This window comes from Microbacterium ureisolvens, from assembly GCF_019511645.1.
In the GTDB taxonomy this organism is placed as follows: domain Bacteria; phylum Actinomycetota; class Actinomycetes; order Actinomycetales; family Microbacteriaceae; genus Microbacterium; species Microbacterium ureisolvens_A.
Map to the genome: position 1 here is coordinate 291,492 of NZ_JAEUAX010000004.1, position 26,343 is coordinate 317,834.

Here is a 26,343-nt window from a genome sequence, read left to right on the forward strand (position 1 = left end):
GAGACCCGATGACCCGCCTCTTCACCCCTCTCACCCTGCGCGACGTGACCGTGCGCAACCGCCTGTGGGTCTCGCCCATGTGCCAGTACAGCGCCGTCGACGGCGTGCCGCAGGAGTGGCACCACACCCACCTCGCGCAGTTCGCGTCGGGAGGTGCGGGGATGGTCGTCGCGGAGGCGACGGCGGTGTCGCCCGAGGGCCGGATCTCCCCCGAGGACACGGGCCTCTGGAACGACGAGCAGCGTGACGCGTGGACGCCCATCGTCGCGGCGATCCGCAGCCGCGGCGCCGTCGCCGGTGTGCAGCTCGCGCACGCGGGACGCAAGGCGTCGACGTGGTCGCCGTTCTCGGGGCGCCGGGGATCCGTCCCCGCCGAGGAGGGCGGCTGGACGACCGTCGGCCCGTCCGCCATCGCGTTCGACGGCTACGCCGAGCCCGTCGCCCTCGACCGTGCCGGAATCGACCGCGTCGTCGAGGACTTCGCGGCGGCCGCCCGCCGCGCGGTCGAGGCCGGATTCCAGGTGCTCGAGCTGCACGGCGCCCACGGGTACCTGCTGCACCAGTTCCTGTCGCCCCTGTCGAACCTGCGCGACGACGAGTACGACGGCTCGCTCGAGAACCGCGCGCGACTGCTGCTGCGGGTGCTGGACGCCGTGACGGACGCCGCCCCCGGTGTTCCCGTCATCGTGCGGTTCTCGGCCACCGACTGGGCGGACGGCGGGTGGAACCCCGACGAGACCGCGACGGTCGCCCGCTGGGCGGCGGAGCGCGGCGCCGACTTCTTCGACATCTCCAGCGGCGGCCTCGTGGCACACCAGAGGCTCACGACCGGGCCCGGCTACCAGGTGGAGCTCGCTGCGCGCGTGCGGCGCGAGGCCGGCGTGCCGGTCAACGCCGTGGGCATGATCGACGACGCGGCGCACGCCGAGCGCGTGCTCGCCGAGGACCTCGCCGACGCCGTCATGGCCGGCCGCGAGTGGCTGCGCGACCCGCACTACGGCTTGCGCGCCGCATCCGAGCTCGGCGCCGAGATCGACTACTGGCCCGCGCAGTACCTCCGCGCCCGCCTCTGACGCGGAGGAGGTTGCCGGGGGTTCGGGGCGCTGCGCGTGCATTCGGGGCGCGCGTCGTGCGCCCCGAGCGTCCGTGTCGCGCCCCGATCCCGAATCACCGACGCTGAAATGCGGTGAGCGGATGCTGCGGCCCGGGGCCGCAGCATCCGCTCCTCCCGTCCGTCAGAAGCCGCGACGGCGGGTCGCGTCCTGCACCTCGCCGATGAGCTCCTCGATGATGTCCTCGAGGAACAGCACGGCGGTGATCTCACCGGCCTCGTTGCGCACCTGGGCGAGGTGGCGTCCTGCCCGGCGCATCACGGCCAGCGCGTCCTCGAGATCGGTCGACTCGAGAACCGGCACCATGTGGTGGATGCGCTTGGTCGCGATCGGGAGGGCGACGTCGGTCGCCGCATCCGGTCCCTCCGCGGCGCGGAGGATGTCCTTCAGGTGCACGTAGCCGAGCGGCAGGCCCGTCCGGTCGACGATCACGTACCGCGAGAAGCCGTGCTTGGCGACCGCGCGCTCGATCTCGTCGGGCGTGGTGACCTCGGGAAGCGTCACGAGCTGCGACAGCGGCACGGCGATGTCGGCGGCCTTCTTGTCGGTGAACTCGACCGCCGCGGCCACGGTGCCCGACGCGTCGTCGAGCACGCCCTCGATGCGGGACTGGTTGACGATCGTCGCGACCTCCTCGAGCGTGAAGGTCGAGGCGGCCTCGTCCTTCGGCTCGACGCGGAACAGCCGCACGATGTGGTTCGCCGTCCAGTTGAGGCTCACGATCACCGGGTGGAAGACCTTCGACACCCACACCAGCGGGGTCGCGAGCATGAGCACCGCGCGGTCGGGCACCGAGAACGCGAGGTTCTTCGGCACCATCTCGCCGAACACGACGTGCAGGTACGACACCAGGATCAGCGCCACCGCGAAGGCGACGCCGTCGACCACGGCCTCCGACCAGCCGGTGAGGCCCAGCGGCTCGGCCAGCAGATGGTGGATGGCGGGCTCCGACACGTTCAGGATCAGCAGCGAGCAGATCGTGATGCCGAGCTGGCTCGTCGCGAGCATGAGCGTCGCGTGCTCCATCGCGTACAGCGCGGTCTTCGCGGCGCGCGAACCCTTCTCGGCGAGAGGCTCGATCTGCGAGCGGCGTGCCGAGATGACGGCGAACTCGGCGCCGACGAAGAAGGCGTTGGCGATGAGGAGCACCACCAGCCAGGCGATTCCGGCCCAGTCGCTCATCGGCGATCACCCCCCTCGGTCGCGCCTTCGTGGGGCATCGGCGTGGGAGTGAACCTCACACGGTCGACCCGGCGGCCGTCCATGCGCTGCACCTCGATCGTGCCGTCCTCGATCTCGAGGCTGTCGCCGACGACCGGGATGCGCTCCAGCACGCTCATGATGTAGCCGCCGACGGTGTCGTACACATCTCCCTCGGGGATGCGGATGCCGGTGCGGTCGCGCACCTCGTCGGGCCGCAGCTCACCGGGGAAGATCACGGTGTCCTGCACTCGCACGATGCCCGCGCGACGGCGATCGTGCTCGTCGAGCACCTCGCCGACGATCTCCTCGACGAGGTCCTCGAGGGTGACGACGCCGGCGGTGCCGCCGTACTCGTCGACGACGACGGCCATCTGGTACCCGCGGGCGCGCAGCTCGGCGACGAGCACATCGAGGTGCACGGCCTCCGGGAAGCGCAGCGGCTCGGTCGCGAGCGCCGCGGCGGGCACATCGGCCCGGCGCTCGCGCGGAACGCCGACGGCCGCCTTCAGGTGCACGATGCCGGTGATGTCGTCCATGTCCTCGCCGTACACCGGGAACCGGCTGTGGCCGGTGCGGCGGGCGAGCTGGATGACGTCCTCGGCCGAGTCGTCGGCGGCGAGCGCGTGGATGCTCGGGCGCGGCGTCATGACGTCCGCCGCCGAGAGCCGCGCGAAGGTGAGGCTGCGGTCCAGCAGCGACGCGGTGTCCTCTTCGAGCACGCCGGCACTCGCCGAGCGGCGGACGAGGCTCGACAGCTCCTCGGCCGTGCGGGCGCCGGAGAGCTCCTCCTTGGGCTCGATGCCGACGGCCCGCAGCACGCCGTTCGCGCTGCCGTTGAGCACGACGACCGCCGGACGGAACACCGTCGTGAACGCCACCTGGAACGGCATGACGAGCTTGGCGGTCTGGCGCGGGACGGCCAGTGCGAAGTTCTTCGGCACGAGTTCGCCGAGGATCATCGAGAACACCGTCGCGATCGACACGCCGATGATCGCGGCGACCGGTCGCGACACCCCGCTGGGGATTCCCCACGCGTCGAACACGGGAGCGAGCAGGTTCGAGATGGCCGGCTCCATCGTGTAACCGGTGAGCAGGGTCGTCAGGGTGATGCCCAGCTGCGCGCTGGAGAGGTGGGTCGAGGTGATGCGCAGCGCGCTGATCGTCAGCGAGAGCCGGCTTTCGCCGGCTGCCTGACGGGCCTCGAGGTCCGCCCGGTCGAGGTTCACGAGCGCGAACTCGCTCGCGACGAACAGGCCGGTGCCGATTGTGAGCAGAAGCCCCACGCCCAACATGACGTAATCCATCACGCACTCCCCCCTTGCTGCAACCGGCGGTCAGGCCCGTTCATCGGGGTGGTGGGTCGGTGGGGCGATTGTCTGCAACTAGGAGGGTCGTCCATCGTGCCGCCCATTCTACGACAGGCGCCTGCCCGCGATTCCTGGCGGGCGACGGATGCCGCGCGCCGCGGCATCCGGATCACCCGGCGCTGTCAACCCCCTCTGCGGCCGAGCACGGCGGCGCCCAGGCTGTCGGCATGACCGACACGAGCGCCGACCGGCAGACAGACCCCCGCAACGCTCCGAGCCCGGAGCATCCCGACAAACCGGACAGCCCCCGCGAGATCGAGAAGCGCTCGTGGAAGTACGTCTTCGTGAAGACGGCGCGCGAGTTCTCTGCCGACGAGTGCACCGACATCGCCGCCGCGCTGACCTATTACTCCGTGCTCGCGATCTTCCCGGGACTCGTCGCGGTCTTCTCGATCTTCGGCCTGATCGCGCGCAACGGGCAGGCAACGGACGCCATCCTGGGGGTCGTCGAGGGTGTCGCCCCGGACGCGGCGGACACGCTCCGCGGTCCGCTGGAGCAGCTGGCGGACTCGCCCGCGGCGGGGTGGGGACTCGTCCTCGGGCTGCTGCTCGCGATCTGGTCGGCCTCCGGTTACGTCGCGGCGTTCAGCCGCGCGATGAACCGGGTGTACGAGATCCCCGAAGGGCGCCCGTTCTGGAAGCTGCGGCCGGCACAGCTGCTGATCACGGTGATCGGCGTCGCGCTGATCGTCGTGGCGCTGGTGATCCTCGTCGTGTCGGGACCGGTGGCCGATGCGGTCGGCGAGGCGCTGGGGCTGGGCGAGGTGGCCACCACCGTCTGGTCGATCGTGAAGTGGCCGGTGCTCGCGTTCATCGTGGTGCTGATGGTGGCGATCCTCTACTACGCGACGCCCAATGCGAAGCAGCCGAAGTTCCGCTGGATCAGTCTCGGGTCGCTGCTCGCGATCCTCACCCTCGTGGTCGCGTCGGTGCTGTTCGGCCTGTACGTCGCGAACTTCTCGAACTACGACCGCACCTACGGGTCCCTGGCCGGCGTCATCATCTTCCTGCTGTGGCTGTGGATCGCGAACATCGCCCTGCTGTTCGGCGCGGAGTTCGACGCCGAGCTCGAGCGTGGCCGACAGCTGCAGGCGGGCATCGCCGCCGAGGAGGACATCCAGCTGCCGCCGCGCGACACCCGCAAGAGCGACAAGGCCGAGGAGAAGGAACGCAAGGACATCGAGGAGGGGCGGCGGATCCGCGAGCAGCACGACGGCGACGACGACGCCGGCGACGGCGACCGCGCCGTCGCACGGACACGCGACGCCGGCGAGAAGCGCTGACCGGGAGACCCTGAGCGGGGCGGATGCCGCGAGGAGGCGGCATCCGTCCTCACCTACCAGCTGACCGGAAGCGCCTTGCCCTCTTCGTAGCCGGCCGCCGACTGCAGGCCGACGCGGGCGCGGTCATGGAACTCGGCGACCGTCGAGGCGCCGGCGTACGTGAAGGAGGACCGTACGCCCGACGTGATCATGTCGAGCAGGTCCTCGAGTCCGGGCCGGAGCGGGTCGAGGTAGATCTTCGACGACGAGATGCCCTCGGCGAAGAGTTCCTTGCGCGCGAGCTCGTACGGGTCGAGCCGGCCGAAGCGCTCGTGCACGGCCTTCGTCGAGGCCATGCCCCACGACTCCTTGTAGGCGCGGCCGGCGTCATCCACCTGCAGCTCACCCGGTGCCTCGATGGTCCCTGCGAACCAGGAGCCGATCATGACGGATGCCGCACCCGCCGCGAGCGCCAGCGCGACGTCGCGCGGGTAGCGGACGCCGCCGTCGGCCCACACGTGCGCGCCCATGATGCGTGCGGCCTCGGCCGTCTCGAGCACCGCGGAGAACTGCGGGCGGCCGACCGCGGTCATCATGCGGGTGGTGCACATGGCGCCCGGGCCCACGCCGACCTTGAGGATCGTCGCCCCGGCGGTGACGAGGTCGTGCACGCCCTCGGCGCTGACGATGTTGCCCGCCGCGATCGGGATGCCGAGGTCGAGGTCGGCGACGGCGCGGAGCGCCCGGAGCATGCCCTCCTGGTGGCCATGCGCGGTGTCGACGACGAGCACGTCGACACCCGCGCCGGCGAGCGCCTGCGCCTTCGCGGCGACGTCGCCGTTGATGCCCACCGCGGCGGCGACGATGAGGCGCCCCGACGCGTCGAGCGCAGGCCGGTACAGCGTCGAGCGCAGGGCGCTGCGGCGGGAGAGGGTGCCGACGAGGTGCCCGTGATGCAGCACGCAGACCGTCTCGGCCTCAGCGGCGACGATCACGTCGAACGCATGGCGAGCGCTCTCGATGTCGTCGGCGTCGACGGATGCTGCGCGCCCGCGCGCCAGGTCGCCCAGGCGCGCGTCGGGCAGGGCCGTGCCGAGACGGGTGGCCGGGACGACGCCGAGGATGTCGTCGGCGTCGACGTGACCCGTGGACGCGTCGGCGACCACGATGCCGTGCCCCTCGGTCGCGGGAAGAAGCCGCGCCGCGTCGGCGACGGTCGCGTCCGGCGGCAGCACGAGCGGCGTGTCCCACGAGACCGGCTGCGCCTTCACCCAGCGGATCGCGGCGTCGAGCTCCTGCAGCGGCATGTCCTGCGGGAGCACTCCGAGGCCTCCGCGCCGGGCGAGCGTGGCGGCGAGGCGCGCTCCCGTGACGGAGTTCATGTTCGCCGAGACGAGCGGGAGGGTGGCCGTCGTCCCGTCGCCCGGGGCGAGATCGACGTCGAGCCGGCTCGTGATCGCCGAGCGCCGCGGGACGAGGAAGACGTCCGAGTAGGTCAGGTCGACGTCGGGGGTTTCGCCGTAGAACTCCATGACCGCCAAGGTTAGTGACAGTTCCTGTGCGGATAATCATGCGGGTTCTTTCAGGTTCGCGCAGGGCTGAGACCGGAACGGCCCTCGCAGACTGAGCTAGGCTTAACCGTCGTGTGTGAGGGCGTTTCGCGCCCCCCGCGCATCCCAGAACTTCACCGATGAAAGCAGGCGATTCAGCGTGTCGAGCCAGGTGACGGGCGTCGGGGTTTCGAACGAGGGAGAGTTCGGAGCCAACGAGTGGCTCGTCGAGGAGCTGTACGAACAGTTCAAGATCGACCGGAACTCCGTCGACAAGGCGTGGTGGCCCGTTCTCGAGGCCTACCACCCCACCGACGGCCCAGCACCGACGGAGGCCGCCGCACCCGCTGCGTCCGCCCCGGCGACCGCGGCTCCGCCGACACCGTCGACGGCGTCCGAGCCGCGCCCGGTGACGGCGCCGATCCCGGTGATCGGCAGCCAGCCGGTGGCGCGCACGACTGCGCGGCCGGCCGCGCCCCAGCCGATCCCGGCGCAGGCTCCGAAGGCCCAGCCCTCCGCTGCCGACGGCGAGGCGGACGCCGACGTGGTCACGACGCTGCGCGGCATGCCGAAGACGCTCGCCGCCAACATGGACGAGTCGCTGACCGTGCCGACGGCGACGAGCGTGCGCACCGTGCCCGCGAAGCTGATGATCGACAACCGCATCGTCATCAACAACCACATGTCGCGCACCCGCGGCGGCAAGGTGAGCTTCACCCACCTCATCGGCTGGGCCATCATCCAGGCGCTCAAGGAGTTCCCCAGCCAGAACGTGTTCTACGCCGAGATCGACGGCAAGCCGTCGCTCGTGGCGCCTGCGCACATCAACCTCGGCATCGCGATCGACCTGCCCAAGCCCGACGGCACCCGTGCGCTGCTCGTGCCGAGCATCAAGCGCGCCGAGCAGCTCACGTTCAACGAGTACCTGACGACGTATGAGGACCTGGTCACCCGCGCGCGGGGCAACAAGCTGACCGCCGCCGACTTCCAGGGCACCACGATCTCGCTGACCAACCCGGGCGGCATCGGCACCGTCCACTCGGTGCCGCGTCTCATGAAGGGCCAGGGCTGCATCGTCGGGGCGGGAGCGCTCGAGTATCCCGCCGAGTTCCAGGGCGCGAGCGACAAGACGCTGAACGAGCTCGCGATCGGCAAGACGATCACGCTCACCAGCACCTACGACCACCGTGTCATCCAGGGCGCCGGCTCCGGCGAGTTCCTGAAGAAGGTGCACGAGCTGCTCATCGGTCAGCGCAGCTTCTACGAGGACATCTTCGCCGCGCTGCGCATCCCCTACGCGCCGATCCACTGGGCATCCGACATCAACGTCGACCTCGCCGAGCGCGTCGACAAGACCGCGCGCGTGCAGGAGCTCATCAACTCGTTCCGCGTCCGCGGTCATCTCATGGCTGACACCGACCCCCTCCAGTACGTGCAGCGCACGCACCCCGACCTCGAGATCGAGCAGCACGGCCTGACCTTCTGGGACCTCGACCGCGAGTTCGTCACCAATGGGTTCGGCGGCAAGCGCCAGATGAAGCTGCGCGACATCCTCGGCGTGCTGCGCGACTCCTACTGCCGCACCATCGGCATCGAGTACATGCACATCCAGGACCCGTCGCAGCGCGCGTGGTTCCAGGAGAACGTCGAGGTCAAGTACCAGAAGCCGGGCCACGACGAGCAGCTGCGCATCCTCGACAAGCTGAACCAGGCCGAGGCGTTCGAGACGTTCCTGCAGACGAAGTACGTCGGCCAGAAGCGCTTCAGCCTCGAGGGCGGCGAGTCGCTGATCCCGCTCCTCGACGAGATCCTGCAGGGCGCGGCCGAGGCGGGCCTCGACGGCGCCGCCATCGGCATGGCGCACCGCGGGCGCCTCAATGTGCTGACGAACATCGCCGGCAAGACGTACGGCCAGGTGTTCCGCGAGTTCGAGGGGTCCGTCGCGATCGGCTCGAAGAGCGGCTCGGGCGACGTCAAGTACCACCTCGGCACCGAGGGGACCTTCGTCGCCGACAACGAGTCCGAGCTGCCGGTCTACCTCGCCGCGAACCCGTCGCACCTCGAGACGGTCGACGGCGTGCTCGAGGGCATCGTCCGGGCCAAGCAGGATCGCAAGCCCATCGGCACCTTCACGTGGCTGCCCATCCTCGTCCACGGCGACGCGGCCTTCTCCGGGCAGGGCGTCGTGGTCGAGACGCTGCAGATGTCGCAGCTGCGCGGCTACCGCACGGGCGGCACCGTGCACGTGGTCGTCAACAACCAGGTCGGCTTCACGACGACCCCCACCGACGCGCGCACCTCGGTGTACGCCACCGATGTCGCCAAGACGATCCAGGCGCCGATCTTCCACGTGAACGGCGACGACCCCGAGGCCGTCACCCGTGTCGCGCAGCTGGCGTTCGCCTACCGCGAGCGGTTCCACCGCGATGTCGTGGTCGACCTCGTCTGCTACCGCCGTCGCGGTCACAACGAGGGCGACGACCCGTCGATGACGCAGCCCCTCATGACGAACCTCATCGAGGCGAAGCGCTCGGTGCGGCGCCTCTACACCGAGGCTCTCGTCGGTCGCGGCGACATCACCGAGGAAGAGTACGAGAAGGCCAAGCAGGACTTCCAGAACCGCCTCGAGATCGCGTTCGCCGAGACGCACGCGGCCGAGACGGGCTCCTCGCCCATCCTCGTCGCCGACGCGGGCGCGCAGCCTGCGACCGGTGAGCCGGCGACGACCGGCGTCTCGCGCGAGATGGTCTCCCTCATCGGCGACACGTTCGTGAACAAGCCGAACGGCTTCACGGTCCACGCCAAGCTGCAGCAGCTGCTGGACAAGCGGCTGGACATGAGCCGCAACGGCTCGATCGACTGGGGATTCGGCGAATTGCTGGCGTTCGGCTCGCTGCTGCTCGAGAAGACCAACGTGCGCCTGGCCGGCCAGGACGCGCGCCGCGGCACGTTCGTGCAGCGCCACGCGGTGCTGCACGACCGCGCGAATGGCCAGGAGTGGATCCCGCTCACGAACCTCAGCGAGGACCAGGGGCGCTTCTACGTCTACGACTCGCTGCTGAGCGAGTACGCGGCCATGGCGTTCGAATACGGCTACTCGGTCGAGCGCGCCGACTCCCTCGTGCTGTGGGAGGCCCAGTTCGGCGACTTCGCCAACGGCGCCCAGTCGGTCATCGACGAGTACATCTCGGCCGCCGACCAGAAGTGGGGCCAGCAGTCGAGCGTCGTGCTGCTGCTCCCCCACGGCTATGAGGGCCAGGGACCCGACCACTCGTCGGCCCGCATCGAGCGGTACCTGCAGATGTGCGCGCAGGACAACATGACGGTCGCGCGGCCGTCCACCCCGGCGTCGTACTTCCACCTGCTGCGCCGCCAGGCGTACTCGCGTCCGCGCCGTCCGCTCATCGTCTTCACCCCGAAGGCGATGCTGCGGCTGCGCGGCGCGACGAGCCCGGTCGAGGACTTCCTCAGCGGCCGCTTCGAGCCGGTGATCGACGACGACCGGAGAATCGACAAGTCCGCCGTCAAGCGCGTGCTGCTGCACGCCGGCAAGATCCACTGGGATCTGCGCGCCGAGCTCGACAAGAACCCGAACCCCGAGATCGCCCTGGTGCGGCTGGAGCAGTTCTACCCGGCCCCCGTCGACGAGCTCAACGCGGTCATCGACTCGTATCCGAACGCCGAGCTGGTGTGGGTGCAGGACGAGCCCGAGAACCAGGGCGCGTGGCCGTTCATCGCCCTCGAGGTCGTGAAGAACCTCAACGGTCGCACCATCAGCCGCGTCTCGCGCGCGTCGGCGGCATCGACCGCGACCGGTTCGCCGAAGGTGCACGCTGCCGAGCAGGCCGCGATCATGCAGCAGGCGCTCATGCTGTAGGCGCGGCATCGCGCCGGTTCGGCCCTGGAGGACTCAGCTCTTCGCTGAGGAGCCCAGGGCCGAACCGCGTTCCGCCGGGACCGCCGTCGTCTTCACCTCGACGAGGGCCCCGGAGTCTGCGGCCAGGTCGGCACCGTTCGTCTGGTCACCGAGCGCGTCGACGCGCCGCGAGGCGCGCCGCAGCCGCTTGACGACCGTCACGAGGATCGCCGCCAGCGCGAGCACCGCCGCGGGGAGCAGGTTCGCTCCGGCCAGCAGCAGCAGGCCGATCGACAGCACCGCCGCTACGACCGCCATGAACCAGCCCGCCGTGAAGCGCGGCAGGATCAGGGCCGCGGCGATCATGCCGGCGGCGTAGATCGAGACCATGTTGCTGGTGTGGATCAGGATGAACGTCTGCAGGTCGCCGCCGGTGGCGAGCGCGATCGCGCAGTAGACCATCGCGATGGCGAACGTCAGCAGCAGGGCGCGCCGCGGCACGCCGCCCGACTCGGCACCCGGTGCGAGCGCGCGGGGCAGATCACCCGACGACGCGAGCGAAGCGCCCAGCTTTCGGAACGCGGCGAGGTAGGCGTTCATCACGCCGAGCACGACGATCGCCGCGACAGCGCCGATGGCCGTCGGCCCGAATCCGGGGGCCACGGCCTCGGCGAGCGCGAGCAGCGGCACCGCGCCGGCGCCGGCCTCCTCGCCGAGCACGCCCACCGTGACCACCTGCAGCAGCAGATACGCGAGGCCCGTCACCACGAGCGCGATCGCGGTGGCGATCGGGATGCTGCGTCGGGGGTCGCGGAACTCTCCCGAGATGTGCGTGCCGACCTCCCAGCCGGCGAACGCCCACACGAAGAGGCTGATCGCGGTGCCGACGCCCGCCCAGCCGTGGGGCAGGAACGGGGTGAAGCTCGACGCCTCGACCGCGGGAAGGGCCGTGGCGACGACGAAGACGACGATGCCGACGAGGAGTCCGGTCAGCACGAACTGCACCCAGCCGGCCACGCGCACGCCGAGCATGTTGACGGCGAACGGCGGGATGAGGATCGCGAACACGAGGATCGGCACCGCGACGCGATCGATGTGCAGGATCGCCGTCAGGTACTCGGCGCCGAGGAAGGCGAGCACGGGGAAGCCGGCGGCCACGCCGAAGTAGAACCAGTACCCCGTGGCGCGGGCTGCCGTGCGGCCGAGCGCACGGCGCACGTAGCTGGCGACGCCGCCGGGGTCGGGGTAGCGTGCGGCGAGCGCGGCGAACGTGCCCGCGAGCGGCACGGCGAGCACGATCACCGCGAGCACCGACACGATCGATGCCGGACCCGCCACGTCTGCCGCGAGGCCGGGGAGGACGAGGAGCCCGGTACCCAGCACCGACGCGATGTAGAGCGCCGTGCCCTGGACGACGCCGAGTCCGCCGTGCGTGCCGCTGTGAGTCACCGTCTCAGTGTGCCCGGCGCCTGCGACACCCGGCCGCGCCTACGCCGCCGACCTGGAGCGGATTCCTGCCAACCGCCCGGGCGCGATCCTCAATCGAGGTTCTGCGTCGAGATGCGGACCCGGCGACGGCGTGTCGGCGCTCATCTCGGCACTGCACCTCAACTGAGGAAGCCGGGCAGGGCGCGGGTCACTGCTCGATCGGCTCCACGCCGGCGCGAGCGAAGGCGGCGGTGGCAGCATCCGTCGACGCATCCCGGTCGGCCTGGACGAGGCCCAGGCGCGTGCGCCGGTCGAGAAGGTCGGCGATGCCCAGGGCGCCCTCGACCGCGACGCCCCACTCGAGCTCCTGCGCAGTCACGCCGCACGCCGCCGACGGCCCTGGAGGGAGGGCGGCCGCGAAGGGCGCCTCGGCGCCGAAGCGGCGCACCAGACGCGGGGCCGCGGCGATCTCGCCCAGGCGATGCCGGGGCCACGCGCCCACCAGCGGGACCGCGCGGGTGGGCGAGGGGCGGGAGGCGAACCCCGGGTCGCGCCGGATGACGGCGTCGACGGCGTCCTCGGCCATCCGCCGGTAGGTCGTGAGCTTGCCGCCGACGACGCTGAGCACGCCGCTCGCCGACTCGATGATCGCGTGGCGGCGGGAGAGGTCGCTGGTGTCGTGGTCGTCCCGAGCGGCGAGGAGCGGACGCAGGCCGGCGAAGGTCGCGAGCACGTCGCTGCGAGCCAGGGGCTCCTCCAGCACGGTGTTGACCGTGCCGAGGAGCACGTCGATCTCGGCCTCGGTCGCGTGCGCCACGTCGGGGATCGGGCCGTCGGCGGGCACGTCGGTGAGGCCGATGTAGGTGCGGCCGTGCTGCGCGGGGAGCGTGAAGACGAACCGGCTCGAAGAGCCGGGGACCGGCACGGTCAGCGACACGTCCGATCCGCCGAGGCGTGCGGTCGACACCACGAGGTGGGTGCCGCGGCTCGGCCGCAGCCGCACGTCGTGGTCCAGCTCCCCCGCCCACACCCCCGTCGCACTCACGACGGCGCGCGCGTGCACGTTCAGCGTCGCGCCCGTCACGAGGTCGCGCAGGGTCGCCTCGCGTCCGGAGACCGCGGCGGCTTCGACACGGGTGAGAACGGATGCCCCGTACCCGGCGGCCGTCCGTGCGACAGCGACGACGAGACGGGCGTCGTCGATGAGCTGCCCGTCCCACCCGCGCACGCCGCCGCGAAGTCCATCGGCGCGAACGGCCGGAGCGAGGGCGAGCGTCGCGGCGGAGCCGATGACACCGGGCGCCCGCAGCAGCGTTCCCGGCGTTCCGACCGCGCGGCGCAGGCCGTCGCCGAGCTCGTACCCCATGCCGACGAACGCTGCGCGCGCGACGTGGCCGGGCTCGTGAAGAGGCACCACCTGCGCGAGCGCGCGCGTGAGGTGGGGCGCCGTGCGGGTGAGGAGGATGTGGCGCTCTGTCGCGCTCTCGTGCGCGATCCCCACCTGCCCCGACGCGAGGTAGCGCAGGCCGCCGTGCACGAGCTTGGAGCTGAAACGGCTGGTGCCGTGCGCGAGGTCGTGCCGCTCGACGAGAACCGTGCGCAGACCCCGGCTCGCAGCATCCAACGCGATCCCCGCGCCGGTGATGCCGCCGCCGATGACGAGCACGTCGATCTCGCGCTCGTCGGCGAGGGCGTCCAGCTCGCGCGCGCGTCGCGCGGCCGACAGGGCCGACGGGCGGGGTGTGCGCCCCACGATCCGCGTCTTCATCGCCGCCCCCCGAGGGCCGGTGCGAGGTAGCCCCGCAGCGCGTGGGTGAGCTCGGCGCGCCAGGAGGGCTCGGGAAGCCACTCGGCGACGAGCGGGGCGGACTGCACCGCGGACTGCGCGATCAGCAGAACCATGGCTGCGAGCTGGGGCGGATCGCCCGCCCGGACGAACCCGGCACGCTGGCCCGCGGCGACGCGCCGGGCGGTCTCCGCATGGATCGCGCGCTGGCTCGTGCCCAGCCGGTCGAGGATGTACCGAGCGAACAGCTCGGGGTCGGTGTCGCGCAGCCGGTCGACGAGGGGCAGGCGACGCACGCGGTCGGCGGTCTCGACGAGCAGCGCGACGAGCTCGTCGAGGTCGGCGGAGTCCCGCGCCTCGCCGGGAAGCGCGGCGACGAGCTCCCGCGTGATGAGGGCGGCGAACACCGCCTGCGCATCGGGCCAGTAGCGGTAGAGGGTCTGGCGGGCGATGCCGCACCGACGCGCGATGTCGGACGCGGTCGTCCGGCGGATGCCGTGCGCCAGCACTTCGGCGAGCGCGGCGTCGAGGATCGCGGTCTCGGTGTCGGGCACTCCATCGGCCATGTGACAACCATACAGAATGTGTCATACTGTCGCCATGGCTGCGACGGCGCACACCGACTCCCCCGGCGACCCCGCGAACCCGGCGCGTGCCCTCGCGATCCCGACGCCCCGACCGCGCGGCGACTGGGATGCGTGGGGGTCCGAGCCCGCCCGCCTGCCCGCCGGCGCGAAGGCGATCGTCGCGACGCTGCTGCCGGGCAAAGCCCACCCCGTGCCACACCGCGCCGCACCCGTCCTCACGCCGTCGCTGCTGCCCGACGACGACCTCGCCGCCCTCGCCGCAGTGGTCGGCGCCGATGCGGCGACCCGCGACGATGCGGTGCGCATGCTGCACCTCGGCGGCAAGAGCACGCCCGACCTGCTCCGGCGGCGCCTCGACGAGCCGCAGACGGCACCGGACGCGGTGGTCTCCCCCAGCGCCCACGACGAGGTCGCACAGGCGCTGCGCGTATGCGCCGATCGGGGCATCGCGGTCGTGCCGTTCGGAGGCGGCACCTCTGTCGTGGGCGGCGTCGACCCGGTGCGCGGCGCGCACCGGGCGGTGGTCGCGCTCGATCTCAGCCGCACGGCGGCCCTCCTCGCCCTCGACGAGGTGTCCCTTCTCGCGACGTTCGGCGCCGGCACCACCGGTCCGCAGGCGGAGGAGCTCCTCGGCGCCCGAGGGTTCACCCTCGGCCACTTTCCGCAGAGCTTCCTGTACGCATCGATCGGCGGGTACGCCGCGACCCGCTCGAGCGGTCAGGCCTCGCGCGGCTACGGCCGCTTCGACGACCTCGTCCACGCGCTGCGCGTCGCGACCCCCGCGGGCGACCTCGACCTCGGACGCTCGCCCGCGAGCGCGGCCGGCCCCGACCTGCGCGAGCTCTTCCTCGGCTCCGAGGGTGCGTTCGGCGTCCTCACCGAGGTCACGGTCCGCATCCGGCCCGTGCCCGCGGCCACGGCGTACCGCGCGTGGTCGTTCCCGGACTTCGCCGCGGGAGCAGCGGCGGTGCGCGACGCCACGCAGCGCGGCATCCGTCCCACCGTCCTGCGGCTGAGCGACGAGACCGAGACGCGCGTGAACGCCGCGATGGGCGGACATCTCACCCGGATGCGCGGAAGCCTGGCCGTCGCGACGTTCGAAGGGGCGACCGCCGCCGAGGCCGAGGCCACACGCGATGCGCTCGACGCGGTCTTCCGAGCGCACGGCGCGACCTCGCGCGGGGAGGATCCGGCGCGATCGTGGGAGCGCGGCCGGTTCGCCTCTCCGGCGCTGCGCGACACCCTCATGGACGTCGGCGTCCTCGCCGAGACCCTGGAGACCGCGACGACGTGGGCGAACCTGCCCGCGCTCAAGGGCGCCGTCGCCGCCGCCCTGACCGAGAGCCTCGCCGCCTCCGGCACGAAGCCGATCGTGCTGTGCCACATCTCGCACGTGTACCCCGCGGGCGCATCGCTCTACTTCACCGTCGTCGCGGCCCTCACCGACGATCCTGAGACCCAGTGGATGAGGGCGAAGGATGCCGCGTCCCGCGCGATCGTCGACGCCCACGGAACCATCACCCACCATCACGCCGTGGGGCGGGATCATCGGCCGTATCTCGAGGCGGAGATCGGCCCGCTCGGCGTCGAGGTGCTGCGCGCGGTGAAGAGCGTGCTCGATCCCCGGGGCATCATGAATCCCGGCGCACTGGTCGCCCCCGTTGGGGACGCTGCGGCGCGCGCATGAAGGTCGCGCTGCTCGTCAACCCCGCGGCCCGCGGGGGCGCGCACACCGGCGCCGCCACGAAGGCCGCGGACCGCCTCCGCGCGCAGGGCGTGCAGACGTCGATGCTGAGCGGCGGCAGCGCGGCCGAGTCGTCCGCGCTGCTGCGAGCCGCGATCGAGGTCGGCGTCGACGCCGTCGTCGTCGCGGGCGGCGACGGCACCGTGAACCTCGCGATCCAGGAGGTCGCGTGCACCGGCACCCCGCTCGGCATCGTGCCGTCCGGCACCGGCAACGACTTCGCGGCGACGCTCGGCCTGCGAGAGCTCGACGTCCCTGCGGCGGCCGACGCGATCGCCGCAGGCGCCACCCGGGCGATCGACCTCGCGCGCGTCACCCGCGAGGACGGATCGACGCGGTATTACGGATCCGTGCTCGCCAGCGGGTTCGACTCGAAGGTCAACGACCGCGCCAACGCGATGCGGTGGCCGCGCGGCGGCTCACGATACAACATCGCGATCCTCGTCGAGTTCCTGACGCTCGCCGGCATCCCGTATGACGTGGAGCTCGAACTCGCCGACGGCACGCGCGAAGAGGTGCGCGGCGATCTGGTGATGGCCACCGTGGGCAACGGGCGCACCTACGGCGGCGGCATCCCGATCTGTCCCGATGCCGACCCCGCTGACGGACTGCTCGACCTCGTGCTCGTGCGCCCGGCGGGGCGTGTGCGTCTCCTGCGCCTGCTCCCCCGGGTGTACCAGGGTACGCACGCCGGTGCGCCGGAGGTCTCGATGCGACGGGTGCGCTCGGTTCGGCTGGCGTCACCGGCCGTGACGGCCTATGCGGACGGCGACCCGATCGGCGCGCTGCCGCTGGCCGTCGATGTGGTGCCCGGGGCCCTCACGATCTTCACGCCCGCCGGCTGACGCGGAGCGCAGCGGCATCAGTGAGCCGCCTGGACCGCCCTCAGCTTGGCGAGCACCTGGTCGCGCAGCTCTTCGGGCGCGCTCTCCTTGCAGGCCCGGGCCAGCACCTCGGTCAGCGTGGTCGCGACAAGCGCCTCGTCGCGGCAGCCCTCGCAGTTCGCCAGGTGCTCGGCGATGTCGCTCTGCTCGGTCTTGCAGACCTCGTGGCGCAGGTACTCCTCCAGGTCGCGCCGGGCCTTCTCACAGCCGCAGTCGGTCATTTCGTGCTCCTTGTGGCGGCGGGGGTGATGCCGCGCTCTTTCGCGTAATCGGCCAGCAGCTCACGCAGCATCCGCCTGCCACGGTGCAGACGGCTCATGACCGTGCCGATGGGGGTCTTCATGATGTCGGCGATCTCCTGGTAGGCGAAGCCCTCGACGTCGGCGAGGTACACCGCCAGCCGGAAGTCCTCCGGGATGGACTGCAGCGCGTCCTTCACGACCGAGGCGGGCATGTGGTCGATCGCCTCGGCCTCCGCCGAGCGCGTGCTCGTCGCGGTTGTCGACTCGGCACCGCCGAGCTGCCAGTCCTCGAGGTCGTCGATCGTGCCCTGGTACGGCTCGCGCTGCTTCTTGCGGTAGGTGTTGATGTAGGTGTTCGTCAGGATGCGGTACAGCCACGCCTTGAGGTTCGTGCCCTGCGTGAAGGTCTTCCACGAGGCGAACGCCTTGACGAAGGTCTCCTGCACGAGGTCCGCCGCGTCGGCGGGGTTGCGGGTCATCCGCATGGCCGCGGCGTACAGCTGATCCATGAAGGGCAGCGCCTGCTCTTCGAACTGCGCGCGGGGATCCTGGTCCTGGTCCGCCACGGCAGCCTTGTCGGTCGAGTCGCTCATCACGCGCAAGTCTACGGGGGGCCCTTGCCGGGCACCTGGGACGTGCGCGTCACGCCCGGCGAGGAGGGGCGCCTCGTGATCGAGACGCACGAGAGTGGCGAACATCCGGCTCCGCTCAGGTAGGTTGCTCCCGGCTGGTCCCCACCGGGTTCAGTAGGGTAGAACCCGATGACAGCCGACGCGTATTCCCCGCCCTCCGCGCCGATGGGGCGCGGCCACTGGCCCGCGCCCGTCGCGGACGGCGCATTGCACGCCACGGTGACCGTTCCCGGCTCGAAATCGCTGACCAATCGCGAGCTGATCCTCGCCGCGCTCGCCGACGGACCGAGCCGTCTGATCTCGCCGCTGCACTCGGATGACTCCGCGCGGATGATCGACGCGCTGCGCTCGCTGGGCGTCGGCGTCGAGCTCGTCGGGGGCACCGGCATCTATGGGGACGACATCGAGGTGACTCCGGTGTGGCCGCTGCGCGGCGACACGGTGGTGGACTGCGGTCAGGCCGGCACGGTCATGCGCTTCGTCGCCGGCCTCGGCGGCTTCGCCCGTGGAGACGTCACCCTCACGGCGCACGAGAGCGCGCTGCATCGCCCGATGGGCGCCATGATCACCGCGCTGCGCGACGTCGGCGTCGACATCGACGACGGCGGCCACTGGGCCCTCCCCTTCATCGTCCGCGGTCACGGCCACGTCCGCGGCGGCGAAGTGACGATCGACGCCAGCGCGTCGAGCCAGTTCGTCTCCGGCCTGCTGCTCGCGGCGCCCCGCTTCGACGTCGGCCTGCAGCTGCGCCACTCCGGCGAGCGCCTGCCGAGCATCCCCCACATCGACATGACCGTCGAAGCTCTCGGACACCGCGGCGTGCACGTCGAGCGTCCGGGTGTCGGCGAGTGGATCGTGCCGGCCGGCCCGGTCCGCGGCAAGGACGTCGCGATCGAGCCCGACCTCTCGAACGCGGCGCCCTTCCTCGCGGCGGCGATGGTCGCGGGCGGCTCCGTCTCGGTCACCGGCTGGCCCGCGCACTCCACCCAGCCCGGCGCGATGCTCACGGAGATCCTCTCCCTCATGGGCGCCCGCGTGGTGCGCCGCGGCGGCGCGCTGACCGTCACCGCCGGCTCGGCCATTCAGGGCGTCGATCTCGACCTGTCGGCCGCCGGCGAGTTGACCCCCACGATCTTCGCACTCACGGCCTTCGCCGACTCCCCGTCCACGCTGCACGGCATCGGACACATCCGCGGTCACGAGACCGACCGCATCGCAGCCCTCGTCGCGGAGCTGCGCAGCCTCGGCGGTGAGGCCGAGGAGCTGCCCGACGGCATCCGCATCGTGCCCCGCCCGCTCCGCGGCGGGACCTGGCACGCGTACCATGACCACCGCATGGCGACCACGGGCGCGCTCATCGGCCTGGCCGTGCCCGGCGTCGAGGTCGACGACATCGGCACGACCGCCAAGACGATGCCCGAGTTCCCGCAGATCTGGCAGCGGATGCTCGACGGCGAGCACGCCGACGGCGGGTTCCCCGAGGAGACGATGCGCGCCTCGTGAGAAGGCGCGTGCATGGGTTCGCGGAGCGATCGGGATGAGCAGCGCAGACCGACCCGGAATGACCGTATGAGCGGGACGACACCGTGAGCTGGCTCGACGACCTCGACGACGACGACGAACCGGAGTTCGACGAGGCTGACGTCCGGGTCCGCCCGAACCCGAAGGCGAATCGTCCTCGCACCAAGCGCCGCCCGGCGCACAGCGACGCCGAGATCGCGCGCGTGCTCGGCGTCGACCGCGGACGCTACACGGTGCTCGTGGACGAGGACCTCCCGACCGAGCGCACGGTGCTCGCCGCCCGCGCGCGGGAACTCCGCAAGACCCCGATCGTCACGGGCGACCGGGCCCGCGTGGTCGGCGACGCGTCGGGTGACGAGGGCACGCTCGCACGCATCGTCGGCATCGAGGACCGCACCTCCTTGCTGCGCCGCAGCGCCGACGACACCGACCAGGTCGAGCGCGTCATCGTCGCCAACGCCGACCAGATGCTCGTCGTCGTCGCTGCTGCCGACCCGGAGCCGCGGCCGAGGCTCGTCGACCGCTATCTCGTCGCCGCGCTGGATGCCGGCATCCGTCCTCTCCTCGTCGTGACGAAGACCGACCTCGCCGATCCCGCCGAGTTCCTCGCGCACTTCGACGGCCTCGACCTCGAGGTGTTCACGAGCGGGCGCGAGCAGATGCCCCTCGAGCGGATCGGCGCGGCGCTCGTCGGCCACTCGACGGTGTTCGTCGGGCACTCGGGCGTCGGCAAGTCGACGCTCGTCAACGCGCTCGTTCCCGACGCGAAACGCGCGACCGGGCACGTCAACGTCGTGACCGGACGCGGGCGGCACACGTCGAGCTCGACCGTGTCACTGCGCTACCGCGGGGAGGCGCTCGACGGCGGGGTTCGGGGCAACGGCTGGGTCATCGACACTCCCGGCGTGCGCTCGTTCGGCCTCGGCCATGTCGATCCCGCCAACATCCTGCGCGCCTTCACCGACCTCGCCCAGATCGCCGAGGACTGCCCGCGCGGCTGCACGCATCTGCCCGACGCCCCGGACTGCGCCATCGTCGAGGCTGTCGAGGCGGGCCGGCTCGGCCCGGGCGGCGCCGCCCGCCTCGACTCCCTGCAGCGTCTGCTCGAGACGTTCGCGAAGAAGGCCCAGGACTCCGCCACCTAGAGTGGGACGGTGACCACGACGCGCCTCGAACCCGGTTCCCTCGCCCCTGCCTTCACGCTCCCCGACCAGGACGAGCAGGCCGTGACGCTCAAGGATCTGCGGGGCGGACGGGTGATCCTGTTCTTCTATCCGGCGGCGATGACCCCGGGCTGCACCAAGGAGGCGTGCGACTTCCGCGACAGCCTCGCCCCGCTCCAGGCGGCCGGGTACACGGTGCTCGGCATCTCTCCCGACGAGCCCGAGAAGCTCCGACGGTTCAAGGAGCGCGACGCTCTCACCTACGACCTGCTGAGCGACCCCGGCCACAAGGTGCTCGAGAAGTACGCCGCGTGGGGCGAGAAGACGAACTACGGCAAGACCTTCATGGGCGTCATCCGCTCGACCTTCGTCATCGACGAGAAGGGCCGCATCACGCACGCGCTGTACAACGTGCGGGCGACCGGCCACGTCGCGCGCGTGCGAACGCTCCTGGGCGTCTGAGAGCGGTCCTGGCCCGGCGGGTCGGAGCGGGCGCCTAAGCCCCCGGGGCTTGTCCGCCTGCCTCCTCATCGCGCTGACGGCGCGCGGCGCGGCCGGCGTCTCGCACGGCGATGACGAGCAGCACCAGCACGACGAGAGCCGGAGCGGCGAGCGCAAGGGCCACTGCAGGAACGGCGAACGCGCCGGTGGCGGCGCCGAAGGCGACGGCGAGGATCAGCAGCTGCGTGACGATGCCGCCCGAACGGCCCCACGACTGCCCGCCCCAGATCGCGAACGCGAACGCGATCACCGCGGCGGCGCCGACGAGCGTGAGCACGGCCAGGGCGATCGCACTCTCCATCGAGCCGGTGTCGCCCGAGGCGATCGCGACGATCTCGCGGACCGTGAGCGCGGCGAGCCCGAGTCCCTCGATCCCCACCAGCACTGCGGCGATCCTTCCGGACAGATTTGTCCGCATTCTCCGTCGACTCCTTCTTCCCCCGACAGCGGTTTGTGCGAACCCTCCATTGCCCCCGGGGAACACTCAGCAAGTCCTACACAAACCCGCCGATGAACCCTTGATTCAGGTAAACCGCTATGGGACGATTGGTGAAGCCGTGTGCTCCCACAGCGACGTGGGGCGAGATCTTCTCGCACATCCCACAGGGTACCGGACCCGAACCGGGCCCCTCATCCCCACCCCTCTGTCACAAGGAGCACCACCATGGACTGGCGCGACAAGGCCGCCTGCCTGACCGTCGACCCCGAACTGTTCTTCCCCGTGGGGAACACCGGACCGGCCGTCGATCAGATCGAGAAGGCCAAGTCGGTGTGCGCACGCTGCACCGTCACCGAGATCTGCCTTCAGTACGCCCTCGAGACCGGCCAGGACTCGGGCGTGTGGGGCGGGCTCTCCGAGGACGAGCGCCGCGCCCTCAAGCGCCGCGCCGCCCGCGCGCGCCGCGCCTCCTGATCCTCAAGGCGCCACACAGCATTCGATGAGCGGATGTCGCAGATCGTGGCATCCGCTCATCGCTGTCAATTCTTCGCGCGCTCGATGTAGCGCAGCGGGATGTCGATCGTGACCTCCGTGCCACTGCCCATGATCGTGTGCCAGTCGATCGTGCCGCCGAGCTCTCCCTGGATCAGGGTGCGCACGATCTGAGTGCCGAGGCCGCGGCCGACCTGACCTTCCGGCAGGCCGGAGCCGGTGTCGCGCACACGCACCTCGAGGCGGTCGTCGGAACGCTCGGCGATGATCTCGACGTCGCCCTCCTGACCGGCGAGCCCGTGCTCGACGGCGTTCGTGACGAGCTCGGTGAGAGCCAGGGCGAGGGGCGTCGCGTACTCGCTGGGGAGGGTGCCGAAGCGGCCCGTGGAGTGGGTCTTCGCGCGCGTGTTGGGGGCTGCGGCGACCTCGGCGACGAGCTTGAGCACGCGCGCGAACACCTCGTCGAAGTCCACGTTCTGCGCGAGGCCCTCCGAGAGCGTGTCGTGCACGACAGCAATGGCCGACACGCGCCGCATGGCCTGTGTGAGCGCGTCGCGGGCCTCCTCCGTGTGGGAGCGGCGGGCCTGGATGCGCAGCAGCGACGCGACGGTCTGAAGGTTGTTCTTGACCCGGTGGTGGATCTCACGGATCGTCGCGTCCTTGGTGATGAGCTCCTGCTCCTGGTGGCGGATCTCCGTGACGTCGCGGCACAGGACGATCGCCCCGATGCGCGTGCCGTGATCGCGCAGCGGGATCGTTCGCAGCGACACCGTGACGCCGCGTGCCTCGAGGTCGGCGCGCCACGGCGCGCGGCCGGTCACCACGACCGGCAGCGACTCGTCGAACTGGCGCTTCGTGGGCAGGATGCCCGTCACGACCTCGACCAGGGATTCCCCCTCGAGCTCGTCGTCGAAGCCGAGACGGTTGAACGCCGACAGGGCGTTAGGGCTGGCGAAGGTGGTGATGCCGTCGACGTCCAGGCGCACCAGGCCGTCCGACGCTCGGGGCGCCCCGCGGCGCGGCGAGGTGGGCGCCGTCAGGTCGGGGAAGTCGCCCGACGCGATCATGCCGAACAGATCATCGGCGCAATCGTTGAACGTGATCTGCTGCCGCGAGGGCGTGCGCGCCTCTCCGAGGTTGGTGTGGCGGGTGATCACGCCGATCACCGACACCTCCTTCCCGCTCTTGCGGGCTACCGGCACCGCGCGCACACGCGTCGGGGTCTCTTCGAACCAGTCCGGCGAAGCCGAGTCGACGATGAGGCCCGTCTGGAACGCCTCGCGCACCTGCGTGCGCCACTGCGGCCGCACGCGGTCGCCGACGATGTCGCGGTAGAAGAGTGTCGCCGCGCCGCCCGGCCGCGTGTGGGCGACGGCGACGAAGGAGTCGTCGGAGGTCGGCACCCAGAGCACGATGTCGGCGAAAGCCAGATCGGCGAGGAGCTGGCCGTCCCCCGCGAGACGGTGCAGCCACTCCACGTCCTCTTCACTGGAGCGGCCCTGGGCGTAAACGAGATCGCTGAGGGTCGACACGCCCCCTAGCCTAGAGCGCGCTGCTCACACGACCCGTTCGCCGACACGTGCCGCCTCGTCGGTGCCGACGTGCGCCGGTCGCCCGGACCGGCCACCGTGAACGCCCCGCCGCCTCGCCTTCGCGCCCCGCTGCGGCTCCGGCGCCGGCACGATCGCCTCGCCCACGAAGCGCCGCAGTGCGAGCGTGAACGGCGATCGCGGGGCGACGTCGGCGATCGGCTGCGACGCGAGGATCGCGGCATCCGCTGATCTCGGATCCTGCGGCAGGAACCACACGTCCTCGATGCCGCCGAAGCGGTCGAGGGTCCGGCGCACCTGTCCGCGGGCGTCGATGCCGAGCGTCCCGGGGCGCAGCCGGTTGGCGACGACCGCCACCGGGGTCGCCCCGATGGTGGCGCGCAGGTTGGCGTGCCCACGCAGGAACCGTGCGACGCCGACGGGGTCGGCCGCGACCACCGCCACCACGAGGTCGGCGGCGCGCAGCGCAGCGAGCGTCGCGGCGTTGCGGCGCGGGCCGTCGAGGTCGCTCATGATCTCTTCGTCGCGCTCGAGCGACGACGAGACATCCACCACCGTGTAGTCGGCCCACTCTCGACAGGCGGCGAGTGCGGCGCCCACACGCCGGTCGCTCAGCTCCGGCCAGCGGGAGGGCCGGTTGATGCCCGTCAGCACGTCGACGCCGGTGCGGCCCAGAGGCACGGCGATGCGGGTGAGCTCGCGCGCGTCGAGGCCGGCGAGCTCGGCCTGCCGGCACGCGGCGGCGAACCCCGGGCCCTCGTCGGCGAGGCCGAGGGTCAGCGCGAGCGACGGAGCGATCGTGTCGGCGTCGACGAGCGCGACGTGGCGTCCGCCGCGCGCGAGCTCGACGGCCAGCTCCGCCGCGACCGTGGAGCGGCCCGGTGCGCCGGCAGGGCCCCACACCGCGATCACCCGAGGCTGAGGGCGCACGCGCGCTGCGGGTGCGGATGCCCGGGGTGCGGACGAGAGCGCCGCGGCGATGCGCCACGGCTCGGCGTGCAGGCTCAGCGGGGCCTCGAGTCCGCACGATGCGGCGATCCGCTCCCCCGCCGCGTCTTCGACCAGCGGGACGACGCGTGTACCGGCACGGTCGCAGAGCGCGACGACGGTGGGCGACATCGTGGCACGCGACACGGCGACCACCAGCGCGTCGGCGTCGGCGAGGGCACGGAGCACCGACTCGGCGTCGGCGCCCAGCATCCCATCCGCCGCGGCGAGGGCGGGAGCGGATGCCGCGACCTCCGCGATCACGTCGATCCCCTCGCGACGCAGCCCTTCGGCGAGGGGCTGGGCGTCGTCGACCGCGACGACGACCCTCACGAGCCGGACCCTGTCGTGGGAACGATGGACAGCGCCGACTCGTCGGCCATCGCGGCGAGGGTGGCGGGCACGTCCGCCCGCGGGATCACGAGTTCGAGGGCGGCCGCACCGCCCCCGATCATGGAGTCGTCGCGCGTCACGGACACGACGGTGGCGTCGGCGACCAGGATGCGCGGCTCGTCGTACGCGCCCTGTTCCAGAAGGGGAGCCGACCAGACTTCGACGACGCTGCCCGCGTCGACCGATGCCGGCACGTCGACGGCGCTGCGGACCACGACGCTCGTGGTGCGTGCGGAGGCGGGGTCGCCGACGGATGCTGCGGGCACCAGTTCCCCCGCCTCGATCGTGCGCGTCGCGACCACGGGCTCGTCGAGGCCGTCGGCCGTGAGGTAGGTGCCGGCCAGGGCACCGAGCGCGACGTCGACGACCTTCAGATCGCCGGTGCCGATCGCCTCACCCGGGACGATCGTGTGCGCGGCGGCGTACACCGGGACGGTCTGGCGCGCGGCCGAGACGACGAGCCACACGCCGACGACGGATGCGGCCACCAGGAGCACACCGAGGAAGAACCGGGCGTCGCCCCAGAAGGCGCGGCGCGGGGTGCGGACGGGATCGTGGGCGGCGGTCATGCGTCCATCGTCGCGGACTCGTCGCGAGGGCGTCGGGCGTTATCCACAGGGGTGAGGGGGCCCGGCCCGCTCTGGGGAGGCGGGTCCATAATGGGGGCATGTCAGATGACCCGACGTCCGACGTGCGGCTGTACGCACCCGCCCAGGTGGGCGAGGTGCTCGGCGTGTCGGTCGACGAGGTCATGGCACTGGTGCACGAAGGCCGTCTGCGGGGCCTGCGCGTCGGCGCGCCGGCGCGCTGGCGGATCGATGCCGCGAGCGTCGGCGAGTATCTCGACGACCAGGCCGAGGAGGCGCGACGCATGGCGCTGTGGCGTCAGTCCCAGACCGCGAGCTTCCCCGAGCTGTGGGGCGGGCGGATCGTCCGGCACCCGGACTGAGCCCGGGAACACTCCGAACGCGGGGGCCGGCGTGCCGGCCGCAGGTCACGGGACCACGGGCGCTTCGTCGGCCCGGACCCAGGCGATCGCCGTGTAGGGCACCAGCCGATAGCCCGACACGGCGTCGGCGCGTCGGGGTGCGCCCTGGTCGTGCACGGCGAGGTCGAGGTGGTCCGCCCCGGCGCGATCGATCGTGCCGGTGAGGACCCGCCCCGAGACGAGGTGCACGGCGACCCCCGCCCGCCGGCGCACGAGGTCGCGCAGCACGAAGCCGAGAGTGAGCCGGTCGGCGAGGGGCGAGCGCGGCGGTGCGGGGCGCGCCGTGCGCAGGAGGTCGGCGTGCGGCATGCCGATCGCGCCGATCGCGCCGAAGGGGACCACGACCGCGCCGCCGGGTCCGTCGGCGAGCGCGAGGGCGACCCAGTCGGCTCCCACCCCTGTCACCGACGCGCGCAGCGTCGCGCCGTCGGCGAGATCAAACGAGGCGACCGTCGGCGCCGCTCCGTCGCGGGCGGCGAGGAGCGTCAGCCGCTCCGAGAGCTGCACCCGCGACAGCCGCAGGCGTTCGGCTTCGGTGTCGAGCGCGGCGCGCTCCGCCTCCCACTCGGAGGCGAGCTGATCCTCGAGGTCGTCGAAGAAGCGGTCCCAGCGCACTCAGCGAGAGTAGGGCACCACGGCCGATCGGTCCGCGAGTT

23 protein-coding genes are annotated in these 26,343 nt (G+C 71.8%); 10 read left to right on the forward strand and 13 right to left on the reverse strand.

What is annotated here, in order from left to right; all coding sequences use genetic code 11:
• Positions 1 to 8: 8 nt before the first annotated feature.
• Positions 9 to 1,073: an NADH:flavin oxidoreductase/NADH oxidase gene (locus tag JNB61_RS09900; protein WP_220339484.1), complete on the forward strand. Its 1,065-nt coding sequence runs from the start codon at positions 9 to 11 to the stop codon at positions 1,071 to 1,073.
• A 162-nt stretch (positions 1,074 to 1,235) separates the two neighbouring features.
• On the opposite strand, the gene JNB61_RS09905 is transcribed toward JNB61_RS09900, so the two are convergent.
• Together JNB61_RS09905 and JNB61_RS09910 are read right to left on the reverse strand one after the other, a co-directional pair.
• Positions 1,236 to 2,294 carry a hemolysin family protein gene (locus JNB61_RS09905; protein WP_220288193.1) on the reverse strand — a complete coding sequence of 353 codons (1,059 nt, stop codon included), beginning with the start codon at positions 2,292 to 2,294 and terminating at the stop codon, positions 1,236 to 1,238.
• Complete coding sequence (locus JNB61_RS09910; protein ID WP_220288194.1) at positions 2,291 to 3,619, reverse strand: hemolysin family protein; 1,329 nt, start codon at positions 3,617 to 3,619, stop codon at positions 2,291 to 2,293. The genes JNB61_RS09905 and JNB61_RS09910 overlap by 4 nt, the downstream gene beginning before the upstream one ends.
• A 230-nt stretch (positions 3,620 to 3,849) precedes the next feature.
• On the opposite strand from JNB61_RS09910, the gene JNB61_RS09915 reads away from it, so the two are divergent.
• Positions 3,850 to 4,965: a YihY/virulence factor BrkB family protein gene (locus JNB61_RS09915; RefSeq protein WP_220288195.1), complete on the forward strand. Its 1,116-nt coding sequence runs from the start codon at positions 3,850 to 3,852 to the stop codon at positions 4,963 to 4,965.
• Positions 4,966 to 5,018: 53 nt separating this feature from the next.
• On the opposite strand, the gene JNB61_RS09920 is transcribed toward JNB61_RS09915, so the two are convergent.
• A complete protein-coding gene (locus tag JNB61_RS09920; RefSeq protein ID WP_220288196.1) occupies positions 5,019 to 6,476 on the reverse strand; it encodes a GMP reductase in 1,458 nt (485 codons plus the stop codon).
• A gap of 178 nt (positions 6,477 to 6,654) precedes the next feature.
• Here JNB61_RS09920 and JNB61_RS09925 point away from each other — a divergent pair, with 178 nt between their 5' ends.
• Complete coding sequence (locus JNB61_RS09925) at positions 6,655 to 10,371, forward strand: multifunctional oxoglutarate decarboxylase/oxoglutarate dehydrogenase thiamine pyrophosphate-binding subunit/dihydrolipoyllysine-residue succinyltransferase subunit (protein ID WP_220339485.1); 3,717 nt, start codon at positions 6,655 to 6,657, stop codon at positions 10,369 to 10,371.
• 33 nt (positions 10,372 to 10,404) lie between these two features.
• Here the strand turns inward: JNB61_RS09925 and JNB61_RS09930 are convergent, their stop codons facing one another.
• The 3 genes from JNB61_RS09930 to JNB61_RS09940 all read right to left on the reverse strand — a co-directional run bounded on the left by JNB61_RS09930 (position 10,405) and on the right by JNB61_RS09940 (position 14,130).
• Complete coding sequence (locus JNB61_RS09930; protein ID WP_220339486.1) at positions 10,405 to 11,799, reverse strand: APC family permease; 1,395 nt, start codon at positions 11,797 to 11,799, stop codon at positions 10,405 to 10,407.
• Positions 11,800 to 11,986: 187 nt separating this feature from the next.
• Positions 11,987 to 13,531: a glycerol-3-phosphate dehydrogenase/oxidase gene (locus tag JNB61_RS09935; RefSeq protein WP_308291244.1), complete on the reverse strand. Its 1,545-nt coding sequence runs from the start codon at positions 13,529 to 13,531 to the stop codon at positions 11,987 to 11,989.
• 11 nt (positions 13,532 to 13,542) lie between these two features.
• Positions 13,543 to 14,130, reverse strand: coding sequence for a TetR/AcrR family transcriptional regulator (locus tag JNB61_RS09940; RefSeq protein ID WP_220339488.1), 588 nt, complete (start codon positions 14,128 to 14,130; stop codon positions 13,543 to 13,545).
• Between the two features lie 34 nt (positions 14,131 to 14,164).
• On the opposite strand from JNB61_RS09940, the gene JNB61_RS09945 reads away from it, so the two are divergent.
• Both JNB61_RS09945 and JNB61_RS09950 read left to right on the forward strand, forming a co-directional pair.
• Entirely contained in the window at positions 14,165 to 15,838 is a 1,674-nt protein-coding gene (locus tag JNB61_RS09945; RefSeq protein WP_220339489.1) for an FAD-binding oxidoreductase, read from the forward strand.
• Positions 15,835 to 16,740, forward strand: a complete 906-nt coding sequence (locus tag JNB61_RS09950) for a diacylglycerol kinase (RefSeq protein WP_220339490.1) — start codon at positions 15,835 to 15,837, stop codon at positions 16,738 to 16,740. The genes JNB61_RS09945 and JNB61_RS09950 overlap by 4 nt, the downstream gene beginning before the upstream one ends.
• A gap of 17 nt (positions 16,741 to 16,757) precedes the next feature.
• Here the strand turns inward: JNB61_RS09950 and JNB61_RS09955 are convergent, their stop codons facing one another.
• Positions 16,758 to 17,000 (reverse strand): zf-HC2 domain-containing protein, encoded by a 243-nt coding sequence (locus JNB61_RS09955; RefSeq protein WP_045297433.1) that lies wholly within the window; start codon positions 16,998 to 17,000, stop codon positions 16,758 to 16,760.
• A complete protein-coding gene (locus JNB61_RS09960; protein WP_201448806.1) occupies positions 16,997 to 17,614 on the reverse strand; it encodes a sigma-70 family RNA polymerase sigma factor in 618 nt (205 codons plus the stop codon). Before JNB61_RS09960 ends, JNB61_RS09955 begins: the two co-directional genes overlap by 4 nt.
• A 168-nt stretch (positions 17,615 to 17,782) precedes the next feature.
• Here JNB61_RS09960 and aroA point away from each other — a divergent pair, with 168 nt between their 5' ends.
• From aroA to bcp, 3 genes are all read left to right on the forward strand, one after another.
• A complete protein-coding gene (gene aroA, locus JNB61_RS09965) occupies positions 17,783 to 19,156 on the forward strand; it encodes a 3-phosphoshikimate 1-carboxyvinyltransferase (RefSeq protein ID WP_223214746.1) in 1,374 nt (457 codons plus the stop codon).
• A gap of 83 nt (positions 19,157 to 19,239) precedes the next feature.
• Entirely contained in the window at positions 19,240 to 20,319 is a 1,080-nt protein-coding gene (gene rsgA, locus JNB61_RS09970; RefSeq protein ID WP_220288202.1) for a ribosome small subunit-dependent GTPase A, read from the forward strand.
• A gap of 9 nt (positions 20,320 to 20,328) precedes the next feature.
• Positions 20,329 to 20,799: a thioredoxin-dependent thiol peroxidase gene (gene bcp, locus JNB61_RS09975; protein ID WP_220339491.1), complete on the forward strand. Its 471-nt coding sequence runs from the start codon at positions 20,329 to 20,331 to the stop codon at positions 20,797 to 20,799.
• 34 nt (positions 20,800 to 20,833) lie between these two features.
• Here bcp and JNB61_RS09980 read toward each other — a convergent pair whose 3' ends face one another.
• Positions 20,834 to 21,256, reverse strand: a complete 423-nt coding sequence (locus tag JNB61_RS09980) for a histidine kinase (protein WP_220339492.1) — start codon at positions 21,254 to 21,256, stop codon at positions 20,834 to 20,836.
• 246 nt (positions 21,257 to 21,502) lie between these two features.
• Between JNB61_RS09980 and JNB61_RS09985 the strand changes: the two genes are divergently transcribed.
• Positions 21,503 to 21,751, forward strand: coding sequence for a WhiB family transcriptional regulator (locus JNB61_RS09985; RefSeq protein WP_018171995.1), 249 nt, complete (start codon positions 21,503 to 21,505; stop codon positions 21,749 to 21,751).
• A gap of 65 nt (positions 21,752 to 21,816) precedes the next feature.
• On the opposite strand, the gene JNB61_RS09990 is transcribed toward JNB61_RS09985, so the two are convergent.
• The 3 genes from JNB61_RS09990 to JNB61_RS10000 are packed head-to-tail and all read right to left on the reverse strand — an operon-like array spanning position 21,817 to position 25,268.
• Complete coding sequence (locus JNB61_RS09990) at positions 21,817 to 23,301, reverse strand: sensor histidine kinase (protein WP_220288205.1); 1,485 nt, start codon at positions 23,299 to 23,301, stop codon at positions 21,817 to 21,819.
• Positions 23,302 to 23,325: 24 nt separating this feature from the next.
• On the reverse strand, positions 23,326 to 24,639 hold the full coding sequence (locus JNB61_RS09995; protein ID WP_220339493.1) for an AAA family ATPase: 1,314 nt from the start codon (positions 24,637 to 24,639) through the stop codon (positions 23,326 to 23,328).
• On the reverse strand, positions 24,636 to 25,268 hold the full coding sequence (locus JNB61_RS10000; protein WP_159845593.1) for an SAF domain-containing protein: 633 nt from the start codon (positions 25,266 to 25,268) through the stop codon (positions 24,636 to 24,638). The genes JNB61_RS09995 and JNB61_RS10000 overlap by 4 nt, the downstream gene beginning before the upstream one ends.
• A 98-nt stretch (positions 25,269 to 25,366) precedes the next feature.
• Here JNB61_RS10000 and JNB61_RS10005 point away from each other — a divergent pair, with 98 nt between their 5' ends.
• On the forward strand, positions 25,367 to 25,648 hold the full coding sequence (locus JNB61_RS10005; RefSeq protein WP_220288207.1) for an excisionase family DNA-binding protein: 282 nt from the start codon (positions 25,367 to 25,369) through the stop codon (positions 25,646 to 25,648).
• Positions 25,649 to 25,693: 45 nt separating this feature from the next.
• On the opposite strand, the gene JNB61_RS10010 is transcribed toward JNB61_RS10005, so the two are convergent.
• Complete coding sequence (locus JNB61_RS10010) at positions 25,694 to 26,302, reverse strand: hypothetical protein (RefSeq protein ID WP_220339494.1); 609 nt, start codon at positions 26,300 to 26,302, stop codon at positions 25,694 to 25,696.
• Positions 26,303 to 26,343: the final 41 nt, after the last annotated feature.